We start from the raw sequence: 15,534 nt of genomic DNA on the forward strand, positions 1-15,534 counted from the left end.
CGTCGAGCGGCAGCAACAGGCTCTTGCGCAAGGAAACCGCCACAGCCTCCTGCGTCGGCGTCAGCGTCGTCTGCAACCGGCGCGCCGTGTGGCTGCGATCCTGCACGCTGTCGCGCTTGCGCCACTTCCAAACGGTCTGCTCGGAGATGCCGTAGCGCTCCGCCACGACCCACGCCGGCTCAGTGCTCGCCTGGATCGCCGCCCGCACCTTCGGCGTCGTGGTGGCCTGCTTGTGAAGAGAGATCAGCATGTCATTTCCCCGTCCCGAACCTCGCGCAGGATCGATCTTGCCATGAACAATGCAGTTCGGCGAGGGTCTATATGATCATCCGGGATGGGACACCTAGGTCGCGGAGAAGGTCCGGTCTGGGTCAGAAATGCGTGACGTTTGGCCGGGGGCGCGGACGGTTCGGGGCGACCGGAAATCCGGCCGCCCCTGCCGGTCAGAACGTCTTGGACAGTGACACCTTGAAGGTGCGTCCGGGCGATTTGCGCGTCGGCGAGGACAGGTGTCCGATGTGGTCCAGATCGAATGCGTTCTCGATGCCGAACCGCACTTCTGTTCCGTCGAGAACCCCATGATCGGGACGCCATGTCGCGCGCAGATTGTGCACCGTGCTGTCGGACAGGCCGCCGCCAAGCGCGTCGCGTTTGTCGGCGGAATGCACGACCTCCCAGCTCAGGTCCAGGTCATCGCCCCATTTCCGTCCGACGGTCAGTTGCACCCGGTCGGCAGGTGTATTGCGCCAGACCGTGCTGGTGCCGTCGGGGTTGTGTTCCGACCCTTGGACCACGTGGCCGGCAAGATCGAAATAGACCCCGTTCGCCAGCCCGTAGGACGCTTCGAGTTCGACCCCTTCGGAATAGACGTGATCGAGGTTCTGCGAGGTCGACCCCGCCACTGTGTAACTCGTCACGTCCCAAAGCCGAGTCGCGTAGGCATTGCCGCGTATGGAGAAGCGGTCCCCGGCGCTGAACACGTCGGTGCCGGTGTATTCCGCCCCGATCTCGAAGGTGCGGGATTTTTCCGGGGTGTTCATGCGATAGAGCGCGGTCGGCGTGGCCCCCAGATCGTCAATGATCGGAAGCCCCTCGGTATAGGCCGCCGAGCCGAAGACCGAGACGCCGTTGCCCAGATCATAGGACAGCGCGAGACCGCCCATCAGCGCGTCGTTCCTGAACGTGCCGAAGGCGCCCGCGCTCTCGACCCTGGACTTCTCGTAGCGCACGGCGGGAGTCACGGAGAACTGGCCCATTGTCATTTCGTCGACGACAAAGACCGCAAGGCGATTGTCCACTCCGCCCGGCGCGCCAGCGTCGACGTTGTCGGCCCGATCGCGCCGGATCAGTTCGACCCCGCTCATCATGTCGTGCTGCACCGATCCGGTGTTGAACAGCGACCTGTTGGACAGGGTGAATTTGGTCGTTTCATATCGCTGATCGGCCTCTACCGTGCGCAGAAGGAACGGGAAGGTCGGTGTGCCTTCCAGCGGGGAAGATCCGGGCACGTAGTCGTATTCGATGATCTGGTCGGCATAGGACAGGTTCGCGCGCAGGTCGATCAGATCGTTTGCAGGATTGAATCGGTAGTCGATCACAGCCTGGCTTGTGTCGGTGAGCCGGTCCACGTTGCCGAATGTGCCGCCGCTCGTGTCGAACTGGTCATAGGGCACGTCCTTGTCGTCGGCGACGGTTTGCGAATAGCTGAAGGAAAGCGTGTGTTCGTCCGACTCGCCAAAGGAGAAGGTTGCCTTGGCCAGCCCGGAGGGCGTCTGGAACGCGCTGTTGCCGATGGTCGTGCCGTCGCCCGCTGTCAGGTCGTCTTGGTCGCGCCAGGTATAGTTGAGCAGGAACCCGGCCCGTTCCGTCGGCTGCCAGGCCAGCGTCGTCGAACTGACCTTGCCCTCATCGTTCGAACTGAATTCAAATGCCTGCGAGCCGCCGAAGCCGGGAACGCCGCCGGTGTAGTCCATCGGATCCTTGGTCTCCAGCTTCACGACACCGCCGACGATTCCCGACCCGTAGGCAAAGCTGCCGATGGTCCCGCGCAGCACCTCGACCTCCTTGTATAGCAAGGGGTCGGTGAAAAGCTGTGTGCCGATGCGATACAGCTCTTCGGAGCCGACGCTGGCCCCATCGATCATCACGGCGATCTTCTGGTCGGTGCCGTAGGTGGTGTTTGCGCCAAAGCCGCGGATGTTGATGCCCGAGCCCTGCGGTGTGGTGCCGTTCACGAGCGTAACCCCTGGAACGGAATCGATAAGCTGCGCGACGGTCGAGGCTTGCCGGTCCTCGATCTCTTCCTCATTGACGACAGTGCGCGACAGTGCCGTGCCGAAGCTGAGGTCACGCTTGCCGCCCGTCAGAATGAGTGTGCCGAGAAAACCGGAATCGTCCTGCGCCGCGGCGGGGAGCGCCAGCGAAAGACAAACAAGCGCGGTCGTGCCGCGCAATAGGGAATGAGACATGGAGCGCCTTCCTTCGAGTATTGGTAAGGGCCGTAGCTTGCAAAGGCTGGCGCGGCGTCGGTGATGTTTCGCGATGGATCTGATCGCAATGGGTTGAACCCGTAAAGGAAGTTGACTAGAACAGTCAAGTAATTTGCAGCAGCCACGTTCCGACCTCGGACGAAGCCACCAATCCAACATCACCCGAGGTACACATGGCCGACCAAGACGTCCCCACGCCCGAACAGATCCGCGCCGCAGCCGCGGATCATCCGAACCTTCGTGCCCGTGATCTGGCCGACAAGATCGGTATTTCCGAGGCGCAGCTTGTCGCCGCCCGTATCGGACAGGGGGTCAGCCGCATTGCCGCGCATCCCGATGTCCTGATGCCCGCCGCCGAACGGCTCGGCGAGGTGATGGCGCTGACGCGTGTCGATGCCTGCGTTCACGAAAAGGTCGGCCGCTACAGCAATTATCATCCCGGCCCCCATGCCGCGATGGTGCTGACCGAGGAGATCGACCTGCGGATCTTCCCGTCGCACTGGGTGCATGCCTACGCGGTGGAGACACATGGCGAGCAGGGCGCGCGCCGCTCCTTGCAGGTCTTCGACGCGGCGGGCGATGCGGTGCACAAGATCCATCTGCGCGAGGCGTCGGACCATGATGCATGGCATGTTGTGCTGGCCGATCTCAGGTCGGAGGATCAGACCGAAGGGCAGCAGGTGGCGCCGCGCAAGCCGGTCGAGACCGCGAAATCCGTGCCCGAAAAGGCCGAGATCCTGCGCCGCGAATGGGCGCGGCTGACCGACACGCATCAGTTTCTGCGGCTTTGTTCCAAGCTCAAGATGAACCGGCTGGGGGCCTATCGGATCGCGGGGGCGCCGTTTGTCCGGCACCTCGATCCCGGTGCGGTCAACGCCATGCTGGAAGCGGTGCAGGCGGCCGGGATCGAGGTGATGGTCTTTGTCGGCAACCGGGGCTGCATCCAGATCCACAACGGTCCGATCCATACGCTGCGCCCGATGGGGCCGTGGCAGAACGTGATGGACCCGGGCTTCAACCTGCATCTGCGGCTCGACAAGGTGGCCGAGGTCTGGGCGGTGGAAAAGCCGACACAGCGCGGCCCGGCCGTTTCGGTCGAGGCGTTCGATGCCGACGGCGGGCTGATCTTCCAGGCCTTCGGTGTGGGCAAGGAGGGGCGCGATTCGCGGCCCGCATGGGGCCGGATCGTCGAGGGGTTGCCGGCAGCCGAAGAGGTGGCAGCATGAAACGGTGCAATGACGGATTCGCGAAGTTCGCGGCGCTCTGGACCGCCGGTTTCGGCGTCTTCTTCGCGATGACGGTGGCGGCACAGCAGACCGCACCGAACCCACACGCCGATGTGCTGTCCATCGGCGGCGCGGTCACGGAGATCGTGGTGGCGCTGGATCAGCAGCACCGGCTCAGGGCGCGCGATACCACATCGACCTACCCCGAGGCGGTCACGAACCTGCCCGACGTTGGATATATGCGGGCGCTGTCGCCCGAGGGTGTCCTGTCGGTCGGTCCCGAGCTGATCCTTTCGGGGGAGGGCGCGGGCCCGCCAGAGGCGCTGGAGGTGATCCGGGCCGCCGATGTGCGTTTCGTGGAGGTTCCGGACGCCTTTGACGCCGATGGCATCCTGCGAAAGATCGAGGTCGTGGCGGATGCGCTCGATGTGCCGGAGCGCGGCGCGCAACTGGCCGCCGAGGTGGGCGCGGAGCTGGAAGCCGCCATGCAACGGGCAGAGCGCGCGGACGGAGAGAAAAAGCGGGTGCTTTTCGTGATCTCGACACAGGGCGGCAAGATCAATGCCAGCGGCACCGGCACGGCTGCGGATGCGCTTATCCGCATGGCGGGCGGGGTGAACGCGGTTTCCGACTACCATGGCTACAAGCAGATCACCGACGAGGCGGTGGGACTTGCCGCCCCCGATGTGATCCTGATGATGGACCGGGGCGGCGATCATGGCGTCGCGGACGATGAGCTGTTCGATATGCCCGCGATCCGTATGACCCCGGCGGCGCAATCCCGCGCCGTGGTGCGCATGGACGGGCTGCTGATGCTGGGGTTCGGCCCGCGCACCGCCGAAGCGGTCACGCGGTTGAACGAGGCGCTCTATGGTGAGGGAGCCTGATCCATGGCTTTGATCGCGGACAGTGCGGCACCGCCGCGCGACCGTCTGGGGCGTGCGCGGGCATTGCATGGTGTTCTGGCCGGGGTGCTGGCGCTTTGTGCGCTTGCCAGCCTTCAGGTCGGCGCGACCGACGTGACGTTGACCGCGATGCTCGGCAAACTGATCGGAGGCGAGGCGCTCAGCCAGATGGAGCGGGTCGTGCTGTTCGACATTCGCCTGCCGCGCCTTGCGATGGGTGTGCTTGTCGGTGCTGCGCTGGCGGTGTCGGGGGCGGCGATGCAGGGGTTGTTCCGCAACCCGCTGGCCGATCCGGGGATCGTTGGCGTCGGGGCCGGCGCCGGGCTTGGCGCGATCCTCGCCATCGTTCTGGGCGCGCTTCTTCCGGTCTGGATCATCAACCTGGTCGGCAATCAGCTTACGCCCTTTGCCGCCTTTCTGGGGGGTTGGGGGTCGACGATCCTTCTGTACCGGGTGTCGACACGGCATGGCCGGACGTCGGTGGCGACGATGCTGCTGGCCGGGATCGCGCTTGGTGCGCTGGCCGGGGCGCTGTCGGGGATCCTTGTCTATATCGCCGACGACCGGCAGCTGCGCGACCTGACATTCTGGGGTCTGGGGTCGCTGACCGGGGCAAGCTGGGCCAAGGTCTTCGCGGCTGGTCCGCTGATCGTGCTGTCCATCGGCGCGGCGCTGGTGCTGGGCCGTGGGCTGAACGGGCTGGCGCTTGGCGAGGCGACGGCAGCCCATATCGGAATCGATGTGCAGCGCATGAAGAATGTCGCCATCCTTTCGGTGGCCGGGGCCACCGGCGCGGCGGTGGCCGTGTCTGGCGGGATTGGGTTCGTCGGTATCGTCGTGCCGCACCTGCTGCGACTTGCCTCGGGGCCGGATCATCGCACGCTTCTGCTCAATTCCGCGCTTCTGGGGGCAAGCCTGCTGATCCTTGCCGATGTGATCGCCCGCGTGGTGATCGCGCCCGCTGAACTGCCTATCGGGATTGTGACGGCGGTTCTGGGGGCGCCCGTGTTTCTATGGATTCTTCTGAAACGCCGGGGGCTTGTGGATCTGTGATGCTGGAAGCAAGGGATATTCGCGTCCGCTATGGCCCGTTCGAGGCGCTGCGCGGCGTGGATCTGACCGCCCGTGCGGGGGAGGTCACGGCCATCGTCGGGCCGAACGGGTCAGGCAAATCCACCCTGCTCGGGGCCATCACGGCCAGCCTGCCGCATGACGGCACCGTTCGGCTGAACGGGCGGGAGGTCGAGGGACAGAAGCCCTGGGCGCTGGCGGCGCAGCGGGCGGTCTTGCCGCAATCCTCGCGGCTCGCCTTTCCGTTCAAGGTGCTGGAGGTGGTCCGGCTGGGTCTGCAATCGGGCACTGCGGGCGACCGGCCGGAGGTGCCGATGCAAGCGCTGGCGCGCGTGGGTCTTGCCCAGTATGCGGACCGCTATTTTCAGGATCTGTCGGGCGGCGAAGCGCAGCGCGTGATGCTGGCCCGCGTGCTGGCGCAGGTCTGGGCGCCGGTCGAGGACGGGCAACCCCGGTGGCTGCTTCTGGATGAGCCGGTGGCCAGCCTCGACATTGCGCATCAGTTGCAGGTGATGGAGATTGCCCGCGAGTTCGCCCGCGCCGGAGGCGGGGTGGTTGCGGTGATGCACGATCTCAACCTGACGGCGCTTTTCGCCGACTGCGTGGCGGTATTGTCAGAGGGGCGCCTGCTTGCCTTTGGCGCGCCTGCCGAGGTCATGACCGATGAGACTCTGTCGCTCGCCTATGGCTGTGCGTTGCGGGTATCCGCGCCCCCGCCCGAAGGCGTTCCTTTCATCCTGCCGCATGCGGCACTAGCCTGAGGTGTCATGAAACAGTTTTATGCGACCCTTCTTTTCGTCGTGTTCGCCACGACCGCAGCGGCAGAAACATCGCCGGACATCGTGCTTCTGGGCGAGGTGCATGACAACGTCGACGCCCACAGGCGGCAGGCAGAAGCGCTGGAGGCATTGAATCCGAGCGCGGTTGTCTTCGAGATGCTCACGTCCGACGAGGCGCGCAAGGCCGATGCAGATCGCGGGAAGATCCCGTCGATCTGGGCGCAAAGCGACTGGCCGGAATATTCGCTCTATGAGCCGATTTTCGAGGCGCTCGGCGACGCGCGGATCGTTGGCGCCGCCGCCCCGCGTGAAACGATCGGCGACGTCTATGGCAAGGGCGCGGCGGCGTTGTTCGGGGCGGATGCCGGGCGGTTCGGGCTGGACGCCCCGCTGCCCGAGGATCAGCAGGCCGCGCGCGAGGCGCATCAGTTCGCGGCCCATTGCGAGGCGATGCCGCGCGAAATGATGGCCGGTATGGTCGAGGTCCAGCGCTACCGTGACGCTGTCTTTGCCCGCGCGGCGCTGGAGGCGCTGGACACCTACGGCCCGCCCGTCGCCGTGATCGCGGGCAATGGCCACGCGCGCACCGATTGGGGGGTGCCTGCCGTGATCGCGCGGGTCGCGCCCGAGGTGAGCACGCGTTCCGTTGCTTTTGTCGAGGGTGAGACGGACATGCCTTTCGACGAAACCCACGTCGTGCCCCCGGCCGAGCGCGACGACCCCTGTCTTTCCCTCACGACCAACTAAGGAGACTTCACCGATGTATCTCGCCATGAACCGTTTTACCGTGCCTTTGGAAAACGCCGCCGAATTCGAGGATCTCTGGCTGTCGCGCGAAAGCCGTTTGCAGGATATGGAGGGGTTCGTGTCCTTCCATATGCTGAAGGGGCCGGAAGAGGATGGCACGGTTCTCTATGCCTCGCACACTGTCTGGCAGACCGAGGAGCATTTCCGCGCATGGACCCGCAGCGACGCGTTTCGCGCCGCCCATTCCCGTGCCGGAGAGAGCCGCAAGCTGCATCAGGGTTCCCCCCGGTTCGAAGGGTTCACCGCGATCCAGAGGATCGACGCGGTGCAACCCGCGTGACCCGGTCCCTTGTCAGGCAGATGGCCACGGCATTCCGACTATCTTGACTGAAACAATAAGGTAATGGATGCTAAGGAGGTTGCGAAACGGTCGATTCGGGTGTGTCGCAGGATTGCCGCAACAGGATGGATCGCCAGCGTTCATCCCGGCCCCGTCTCGGGGGTCCGGTTGTCGGAAGACTGGAGAGTGACGTGAAGATACCTAAGCAGAACAGCACCTCGGAGGAGCATCGCACCCGGCAAGCCAACTGGCGAGAACTCATATCGTCGGGCGCGGACGCGATGGCCGTCGAGGGGTTTGCGCTGGAACACTTGATCGACCTGCAACGCGACAGGTCGGCGCGACCCGAAAACGACGGCCATAACGGCGATTTGAATTAAGCAAAGTCTTTTTGTCAGGTATTGCCTGACCTTCAACCGGGTGGTAGGAGTCAACGCGAAACAGCCAAGGCGTCATCGCCCCAGCCATACTGTCCATGCACTGAACAGGGGGCTGACGTGTGACCTGCTTTTCTCCGAAATTTATGGCGTTTTGCGCCGCGCTGGCCTGCCTGTCCGGGCAGGCCCCGGCCGATACGGCGCAAGGGGCCCATGTCAGTATTGAACTGAATGCGCTGGAGCCGATCGAAGACGCCTGCCGCATCAGTTTCCTCGTCCAGAACGGCCATGACACAGATATTGAGCAGGCGGTCTATGAGGCCGTTCTGTTCGATACCGAAGGGCGGGTGGACAGGCTGACGTTATTTGACTTCGGCGCGCTTCCGGCCGCCCGGCCCAGGGTGCGTCAGTTCCTGGTGCCGGGGCTGTCATGTGCCGATCTGGGGCGACTGCTGATCAACGGGGTCGAAACCTGCACGGGCGACGGGATCCCCGCCGACGCTTGCACCGACGGGCTTGAGTTGCAAAGCCGCGCGGATGTGGAGGTTCTGGGATGATTGCGGTGCTGCGAGATGCCTTGGTTCGGACCCTCGACCTGGGCGGTCCTGTGGTTCTGCTGCTTGTTGCGCTGTCGGTTCTGGTGGCCTCCGTGGTGCTGTACAAGCTGTGGCAGTTCGCGGTGGCCGGGGTCGGGCGTCACCGTGCGCTGCGAGATACCGTTGCCGATTGGGACGCGGGAGAGCGAAGCGGTGCGCGTGCGCATCTGGAACGCTCGCGCAGCTATCTGCGTCCGGTCGTCGAGATGGCGCTGGACGGGCGCGCCGACGCTGAACGACTGGAGGCGGAAGCGGAGGCGCGGTTTGCCCGGCTGGAATCAGGGTTGCGGCTGCTCGATTCCGTTGCGCAGCTTGCCCCGTTGCTGGGGCTTTTCGGGACGGTTCTGGGCATGATCTCGGCCTTTCAGGCGTTGCAGGAGGCCGGGGCACAGGTCGATCCATCGATTCTCGCGGGGGGGATCTGGGTCGCGCTTCTGACGACGGCGGTCGGGCTGGCGGTCGCCATGCCGACGGCGCTGATTCTGAGCTGGTTCGAAGCGCGGATGGATGCCGAACGGGTCTTTGCCCAGAGGGCTCTGCGCACGATCCTCGCGCCCGCGGGAGGCCGCATGGCGCCGGACCCGGCGGCGCAACCCGCCCGTGCGTAGGCTGCGGCGGCGGCGCAGGCTGTCGATGACATCCCTCATCGACGTGATTTTCCTGCTGCTGCTTTTCTTCATGCTGTCTTCGACCTTCACCCGCTTTGCCGAGGTTGAACTGGCTGCCGCAGGCGGCGGGGCCGGCACCTCCGAAACGCGGCCGGTCTATCTGTCGCTCGGGATGCAGACGCTTCGCCTGAACGGTGAGGAGCACGCGCTCGATGATGTGGCGGTGACGCTGAACGAGACGAAGTTCGAGGGCGACGGCCTGCCGGTGATCGTCGCGCTGCGCGCCGAAGTGACGGCGCAACGCCTGACCGATCTGCTCGCGGTCCTGCGCGGCGTTCCGGACATCACGGTCACGGTGCTGGAGGCGACATGAAACGCATGGCCCGGAAATCGGAGCGTGAACCGACCATTGCGTTGATCAACATCGTGTTCCTGATGCTGATTTTCTTTCTGGTCGCGGGGACGCTGGCCCGACCGATCGACAAGGGGGTCTCGCTGGTGCGCACCGCCGATCTTGAAGGCACGGCACCTGCGGATGCGCTGGTCGTTCACGCGGACGGGGTCATGACATGGCAGGGGGTGCCCGTCACCTCGGCCACCGAGATCCTGTCGTCGATGACGGAAGACGCGCGGGCGCGCGTTCGGATCGTGCCGGATCGTGATCTGCCCGCCGCGACGCTCGTGGATATCGGGCGCAGCCTGAAAATGGCGGGGGCCGGGCAGGTGGTTATCGTCACGGAAAGGGGGTTGAAATGATCGCATCGTCCCGCATTGCCAAGGCTTCGGCTCTGGTGATCGCGCTTGCCGCGCACGGGGCGCTGGCCCTGACCCTCGTCGCGCCAGAGGCGCCGCAGAGCGAAGGGACCGCGGGCGCGGCGGAGGTGCGCCTTGGCAATGCGTTCGCCGACATGGCCGCCGGAACGCTTGCCGCGCAACCGGCTGACACCGAGGCGGACGTCAGCGACGTCGAGCGTGCCACACCGCAGACGGCAGAGCCGACGCCGCGCAAGACGCCGCCTGAACACGCACAGGAGGCGATGCCCGAAGAGACCGAGGCCGTCACGCCGGATCGCCCCGATCGCGTCGAGGTCGAATCCGCTGACCCCGCCGCGCGGGCCCGGGCGTCGGTCGCCCGGCAGGCCGATCCGGAGGGCGGCGCGCCGCCCAGCCTGCCGGACAGGATCGCCGCGCTGCCCTCGGCAGATATCGCCCGTGCGGCGCTGCCAGCGGACACGCTCCCCCCCGCAAAGGCACAGCCCAGCCCATCACCCCGCACGGCGGAGCGTCTGACCGGGGCCGATCCGGCAAATGCCACGGTGGCGCGATCACTCCGCCCCCGGATGCGTGACAAGTCATTTGAGGCGGCGCACAAGACAGTGACCAAGCCACAGCCGGCCAAAAAGCAGAAGGCCCAACCCACCCAATCCGGCGCAGCCAGCAATGCCCGCGCAGGCGAGACGACAGGAACCGAAACGGCCAGCGCCCCGTCAAGCGGGACCGAAGGCAGGCAGAAGGAAGCCGGTAACGCGGCAGCTAGCAATTACCCGGGCCTTGTGAGGCGCAAGCTGGCCCGCGCGGGAAAACCCCGTGTGAATGCCCGCGGCACGGTGGTGGTTGCCTTCACGATTTCCAGCGGTGGCGGACTTGCCTCGGTGTCACTTGCACAAAGCTCTGGCAACGGGGCGCTTGATCAGGCGGCGGTGCGGCTCGTCCGCAATGCCGCGCCCTTTCCCGAACCGCCCAGCGGGGCACGGCGCACGTTTTCTATTGAGATCAAGGGCGGTTGATACCCTGTCCTGTTGTCTTCGGTGGGCCTGTTCAGTTGCGAATAGCCGGCTCGCCCCCGAGGAAAACAGAGCCTCAAAAGACCTTTCGTTGCCGGCCCGCTTTGGTGTCGTTGCAGCCTGCCTGTGAAGTGAGATGAGCATCTTCGCCCCATCCCGAACCTCGCGCAGGATCAATCCTGAAATGCGGGCAAGTCGTGGACATCCTGCTTGAGTCAAAGGCGTGGTCGGAGAGAAGTCCACCCGGAAAAAGGTTGTTTGGACTCGCCAACTGACCAGCCCATCAGGTCAGGTAGATGCTCGGGGTCGTGCCGTTGTATAGATGGTCAATGCGACATCTGGCGTAACCCGAATCATTGCGATCAGACGCAAAGAGCAAGCCTCCCGCATCATCACATTGTCAGCAGCTCTCAGCGGTCGTGGTCTGAAAGGACACTTTCAATCCCATGCAGAACAGCATTTCCCATGACTCCGACGCACGATACCGCGGCCTGCTCGAAGCCGCCCCCGACGCCATGGTCGTCGTCAACGGCACTGGCGAGATCGTCCTGCTGAACCTACAGGCGGAGAGTCGGCTTGGGTACCGGCGCGATGAACTTGTCGGTCAGAAGATCACGACAATTATTCCCGAAGGGTTCGCCGAGCGCCTGCTCGCCGATGGCACACGTTCGGCCGCGACGGCGCTCGCCCAGCAGATCGGCACCGGCATCGAACTGTCGGCGCTGCGCAAGGATGGCAGCGCATTTCCCATCGAGATCATGTTGAGCCCGCTGGAAAGTGACGACGGCATTCTGGTCACTGCGGCAATTCGGGACATCACCGTGCGCAAGGCCGCTGAACAGCACTTGGTGCAAACGGAGGCGCGGTATCGCGGGCTGCTGGAAGCCGCGCCCGACGCCATGGTGGTGGTGGATGAGGGCGGTGAGATCGTCCTTGTGAATGCGCAGGCTGAAAAGCAGTTCCGATATCGTCGGGACGAACTCTTGGGAAAGACAATCACGAGCATCATTCCACAGGGGTTTGCTGAACGTCTGGCCGCCGACGCGCAAAGATCCGCGGAGGACGCCATGGCACAGCAGATCGGCACGGGTATCGAACTGACAGCGTGCCGCAAGGATGGCAGCGAGTTTCCCATCGAGATCATGCTCAGCCCGCTTCGGAACGACGAGGAAGTGCTTGTGACGGCGGCCATCCGCGACATCAGCGCCCGCAAACTTGCCGAGGTTCAACTCCAACTCAAGATCGACGAACTCAGCCGTTCGAACGAAGAGCTTGCCCATTTCGCCGACATCGCCTCTCACGATTTGCAGGAACCGTTGCGGATGGTGTCGAGCTATACGCAGCTACTTGCCCGGCGCTACAAGGGTAAACTTGATTCCGATGCCGATGAGTTCATCGAGTTCGCCGTGGATGGCGCAAGCCGCATGCAACGCCTGATCCAGGACCTTCTGATCTACTCCCGCGTCGGGACGAAGGGAAAGGAATTGCTGGACACCTCCAGCGAACGCGCGTTCCAGCTTGCCGTGGGCAATCTGGGCGGTGTCATCGCCGACAGCGGTGCCCTTGTGACCAACGATCCGCTGCCCGACGTGTGCGCCGATGAGATCCAGTTGATCCAGTTGTTCCAGAATCTCGTGGCCAATGCGATCAAATACCAGAAGCCTGGAGTGCCGACCGTCCACGTTTCGGCAGCGAGGGGACCGGAAAACAAATGGATGTTTTCCGTCAAGGACAACGGCCTGGGAATTGAGCCGCATTACTTTGAACGCATCTTCGGCATGTTCCAGCGGCTGCACAAGCGCGAAGAATTCTCGGGTACTGGCATCGGCTTGGCTATCTGCAAGAAGATCGTCGAACGGCACGGGAGCACCATTTCTGTTGCCTCACAGGTCGGCGAAGGCTCGACCTTCAGTTTTGGTCTGGCCGCGAGCACACAAACATGAACCGTCAAATTGGAGCAAATGGTATGCCAACCGAAGTCTTATTGGTTGAGGACAGCCCCGGCGATGTGCGGCTTACACAAGAAGCATTCCGCGAAGCGAACATTGCGATCAAGCTGCATGTCGCCGAGGATGGCGTGGAGGCGATGGAATTCCTGCGGCGCGAGGGTGTCCACGCCGATGCGCCGCGCCCGGACCTCATTCTGCTGGATTTGAACCTGCCAAGGATGGACGGCCGCGAGGTGCTGGCGCTTATCAAGGCGGATGACAAGCTGAAAAGCATTCCGACCGTCATTCTCACCACGTCCGAGGCCGAAGCGGACATCGTGAAGAGCTATCACCTGCAGGCCAACTGCTATCTCAGCAAGCCTGTCGAGTTGGAGGTCTTTGAGGGTTTGGTAAAGAGCATAAACGAATTCTGGCTGACGCGGGCCAAGTTGCCGAAGGTCTGGCAGATTACATGAACTCAACCGCCCTGAGAACGCTTCTGGCGGTCGAAGACAACGCCGGTGACGCGCGTCTGCTGCGTGAAATGCTCAATGAGCAAGGCGGACACAACACCGCATTACTTCACGCGACGACCATGGCTGACGCCGAACTGCTTCTTCAGGAGCACGCGGTCGACATTGTTCTGCTGGATCTGGGATTGCCGGATGTTCAAGGGCTCGATGCCGTGCGCCGGGCCCGCGCCGCCGCCCCGCGATTGCCTCTTGTCGTGCTGACGGGACTGGACGACGAGGAAATTGCCGGGCAGGCCCTGCAGGAAGGCGCGCAGGACTACATCATCAAGGGGCAGATCGACCTGCGCGGGTTGCTGCGGGCCTTGCGCTATGCCGTGGAGCGCAAGAGCATGGAAGACACGGCGCGGGAACTGGCGCTGCAGATCGCCCATACTTCCAGGCACGACGATCTGACGGGCCTGCCCAACCGGGTGCTGCTGAACGACCGGATCGATTTTGCGATTTCCCTGGCAATACGCCATAAGACGAAACTGGCTGTGCTGTTTCTGGATCTCGACGGTTTCAAGCACGTCAACGATTCGCTGGGTCATTCGACGGGCGACAAGCTTCTCAAGTCGATCGCCGGGCGGCTGCTGAATTGCGTGCGTGGTGCCGACACGGTGAGCCGCCAGGGCGGCGATGAATTCGTCGTGCTGCTGTCTGATGTGACCCGAGCGGAAGACGCGGCCATCAGTGCGAACAAAATTCTCCAGGCAGTGGCGCAAGTTCACAGCGTCGACGAGCACGATCTTCACGTCACCGCAAGCGGGGGCATAAGCATTTATCCCGATGATGGCGACAACGCCGAAACACTGATGAAGAACGCCGACACTGCGATGTATCAGGCCAAGGACATGGGGCGGCATACCTATCGATTCTTCAAGCCGGCCATGAACGAGAAAGCTGTCGAACGCCTGTCCATCGAAGCCGACTTGCGCCGTGCATTGGAACGTGAGGAACTGGAGCTCCACTACCAGCCCAAGATTGATCTGACCACGGGACTGACCTGCGGTGCGGAAGCGCTGATCCGCTGGAATCATCCCACCCGAGGATGGATCCCCCCGGCGCAATTCATTCCCATTGCCGAGGATTGTCGTCTGATCCTGCCGATCGGCGAGTGGGTTCTTGGCGAAGCCTGCCGGCAGGCTCAACGTTGGGCGGAGGCGGGGCTGTGGTTTGGGACCATGGCCGTCAATGTTTCCGCAGTTCAGTTTTGCGAGTTGAATTTTGCTCAGCGCGTGTTCGCGATACTCAGCCAGGCAGGCATGGACCCGAAACGACTCGAACTCGAACTGACGGAGAGCGTACTGATGAAGGGGACGGAATCGACCGCGCCCAACCTTCAAACTCTCAGAAGCGAGGGGGTGCAGATGGCGCTCGATGATTTCGGCACAGGCTATTCCAGTTTGAGCTACCTTGAGCGATTTCCTGTCGATTGTCTCAAGATCGACCAGTCGTTCATCCGCCAGATCAGCGCGGTAGGGGCGAAAAGCACGCTGGTGACCACCATCATAAACATGGCCCACACACTCAAGCTGCGGGTCGTTGCCGAGGGCGTGGAAACGAAGGAAGAGCTTCAGTTCATCAAGAATCGCGGCTGCGATGAGGGGCAAGGCTACTATTTCAGCAGGCCTCTGCCGTCTTCGGTCTTTACCCAGCGCCTTTTGCTTTCAAACAGCGTCTGACCGATACCAGCGTTGCAACGCGAGCAGCACCGTCGCAATCCCTTTTGCAGGCTTTGCGCAGCGGGGATCGGCGTGCCAGGTACGGCAGTCACTCGCTTGCTGAGGGCGGGGCTTTCATTGGGTCAGGTCGCTGCCTGCACGGGGAGGTCGCTCTGCGCTGCGTGAACCGCCCCGGGTTTACCGGAGAGTTTCTGGTTCAATGATTAGGCTACTTTTTCGACGGCATTCAAGCTTGCATAGAAGGCCTCCTCTGCTTCTTGCGGCGTGACGTAGCCAATGGCGCTGTGCAGGCGGGTGTTGTTATACCAGTCGACCCATTTCAGGGTTTCCCATTCGACCTGACCAACGGACTTCCAGGGGCCAAGGAACTTGATGACCTCGGTCTTGAACAGGCCGATGATGCTTTCGGCGAGGGCGTTGTCGTAGGAATCCCCGACGCTGCCGACTGATGTGTCGATGCCGGCCTCGGCGAGCCGCTCGGTGTATC

Annotated in this window: 18 protein-coding genes; 15 read left to right on the top strand and 3 right to left on the bottom strand. The window is 63.5% G+C overall.

Annotated features, from left to right (window positions below):
• Both BMW66_RS18435 and BMW66_RS18440 read right to left on the bottom strand, forming a co-directional pair.
• A partial coding sequence (locus BMW66_RS18435) for a helix-turn-helix domain-containing protein (protein WP_342741891.1) occupies positions 1 to 250 on the bottom strand: 250 nt, incomplete at its 3' end.
• Positions 251 to 443: 193 nt separating this feature from the next.
• Complete coding sequence (locus tag BMW66_RS18440) at positions 444 to 2,468, bottom strand: TonB-dependent receptor domain-containing protein (RefSeq protein WP_093120586.1); 2,025 nt, start codon at positions 2,466 to 2,468, stop codon at positions 444 to 446.
• Between the two features lie 194 nt (positions 2,469 to 2,662).
• Between BMW66_RS18440 and BMW66_RS18445 the strand changes: the two genes are divergently transcribed.
• From BMW66_RS18445 to BMW66_RS18515, 15 genes are all read left to right on the top strand, one after another.
• Positions 2,663 to 3,715: a hemin-degrading factor gene (locus BMW66_RS18445; protein WP_093120587.1), complete on the top strand. Its 1,053-nt coding sequence runs from the start codon at positions 2,663 to 2,665 to the stop codon at positions 3,713 to 3,715.
• Positions 3,712 to 4,602 carry a heme/hemin ABC transporter substrate-binding protein gene (locus tag BMW66_RS18450; RefSeq protein ID WP_093120589.1) on the top strand — a complete coding sequence of 297 codons (891 nt, stop codon included), beginning with the start codon at positions 3,712 to 3,714 and terminating at the stop codon, positions 4,600 to 4,602. Before BMW66_RS18445 ends, BMW66_RS18450 begins: the two co-directional genes overlap by 4 nt.
• 3 nt (positions 4,603 to 4,605) lie before the next feature.
• The gene (locus BMW66_RS18455; RefSeq protein ID WP_093120590.1) at positions 4,606 to 5,673 is read left to right on the top strand and encodes a FecCD family ABC transporter permease; all 1,068 of its coding nucleotides are present in this window, start codon (positions 4,606 to 4,608) and stop codon (positions 5,671 to 5,673) included.
• Positions 5,673 to 6,452, top strand: a complete 780-nt coding sequence (locus BMW66_RS18460) for a heme ABC transporter ATP-binding protein (RefSeq protein WP_093120592.1) — start codon at positions 5,673 to 5,675, stop codon at positions 6,450 to 6,452. Before BMW66_RS18455 ends, BMW66_RS18460 begins: the two co-directional genes overlap by 1 nt.
• Positions 6,453 to 6,458: 6 nt before the next feature.
• Entirely contained in the window at positions 6,459 to 7,217 is a 759-nt protein-coding gene (locus BMW66_RS18465; RefSeq protein WP_093120593.1) for a ChaN family lipoprotein, read from the top strand.
• Between the two features lie 13 nt (positions 7,218 to 7,230).
• On the top strand, positions 7,231 to 7,557 hold the full coding sequence (gene hmuQ / locus BMW66_RS18470) for a heme-degrading protein HmuQ (RefSeq protein ID WP_093120594.1): 327 nt from the start codon (positions 7,231 to 7,233) through the stop codon (positions 7,555 to 7,557).
• Positions 7,558 to 7,748: 191 nt separating this feature from the next.
• Complete coding sequence (locus BMW66_RS18475; protein WP_139196263.1) at positions 7,749 to 7,937, top strand: hypothetical protein; 189 nt, start codon at positions 7,749 to 7,751, stop codon at positions 7,935 to 7,937.
• Between the two features lie 143 nt (positions 7,938 to 8,080).
• Positions 8,081 to 8,491, top strand: coding sequence for a hypothetical protein (locus tag BMW66_RS18480; RefSeq protein ID WP_093120597.1), 411 nt, complete (start codon positions 8,081 to 8,083; stop codon positions 8,489 to 8,491).
• Positions 8,488 to 9,138: a MotA/TolQ/ExbB proton channel family protein gene (locus tag BMW66_RS18485; protein ID WP_093120598.1), complete on the top strand. Its 651-nt coding sequence runs from the start codon at positions 8,488 to 8,490 to the stop codon at positions 9,136 to 9,138. Before BMW66_RS18480 ends, BMW66_RS18485 begins: the two co-directional genes overlap by 4 nt.
• Before the next feature lie 25 nt (positions 9,139 to 9,163).
• Positions 9,164 to 9,511 (top strand): biopolymer transporter ExbD, encoded by a 348-nt coding sequence (locus BMW66_RS18490; RefSeq protein ID WP_093120599.1) that lies wholly within the window; start codon positions 9,164 to 9,166, stop codon positions 9,509 to 9,511.
• Positions 9,508 to 9,894 carry an ExbD/TolR family protein gene (locus tag BMW66_RS18495; RefSeq protein ID WP_093120600.1) on the top strand — a complete coding sequence of 129 codons (387 nt, stop codon included), beginning with the start codon at positions 9,508 to 9,510 and terminating at the stop codon, positions 9,892 to 9,894. The genes BMW66_RS18490 and BMW66_RS18495 overlap by 4 nt, the downstream gene beginning before the upstream one ends.
• Positions 9,891 to 10,925 carry an energy transducer TonB gene (locus tag BMW66_RS18500; protein WP_245729553.1) on the top strand — a complete coding sequence of 345 codons (1,035 nt, stop codon included), beginning with the start codon at positions 9,891 to 9,893 and terminating at the stop codon, positions 10,923 to 10,925. Before BMW66_RS18495 ends, BMW66_RS18500 begins: the two co-directional genes overlap by 4 nt.
• 443 nt (positions 10,926 to 11,368) lie before the next feature.
• Positions 11,369 to 12,865 carry a sensor histidine kinase gene (locus BMW66_RS18505; RefSeq protein WP_093120602.1) on the top strand — a complete coding sequence of 499 codons (1,497 nt, stop codon included), beginning with the start codon at positions 11,369 to 11,371 and terminating at the stop codon, positions 12,863 to 12,865.
• Positions 12,862 to 13,326: a response regulator gene (locus BMW66_RS18510; RefSeq protein WP_217639340.1), complete on the top strand. Its 465-nt coding sequence runs from the start codon at positions 12,862 to 12,864 to the stop codon at positions 13,324 to 13,326. Before BMW66_RS18505 ends, BMW66_RS18510 begins: the two co-directional genes overlap by 4 nt.
• The gene (locus tag BMW66_RS18515) at positions 13,323 to 15,047 is read left to right on the top strand and encodes a putative bifunctional diguanylate cyclase/phosphodiesterase (protein WP_093120604.1); all 1,725 of its coding nucleotides are present in this window, start codon (positions 13,323 to 13,325) and stop codon (positions 15,045 to 15,047) included. The genes BMW66_RS18510 and BMW66_RS18515 overlap by 4 nt, the downstream gene beginning before the upstream one ends.
• A 203-nt stretch (positions 15,048 to 15,250) precedes the next feature.
• Here the strand turns inward: BMW66_RS18515 and BMW66_RS18520 are convergent.
• Positions 15,251 to 15,534, bottom strand: a 284-nt coding sequence (locus tag BMW66_RS18520; protein ID WP_139196265.1) for an integrase core domain-containing protein, incomplete at its 5' end; no start/stop codon positions are given.

The sequence above is a fragment of the Salinihabitans flavidus genome (assembly GCF_900110425.1).
Taxonomy (GTDB): domain Bacteria; phylum Pseudomonadota; class Alphaproteobacteria; order Rhodobacterales; family Rhodobacteraceae; genus Salinihabitans; species Salinihabitans flavidus.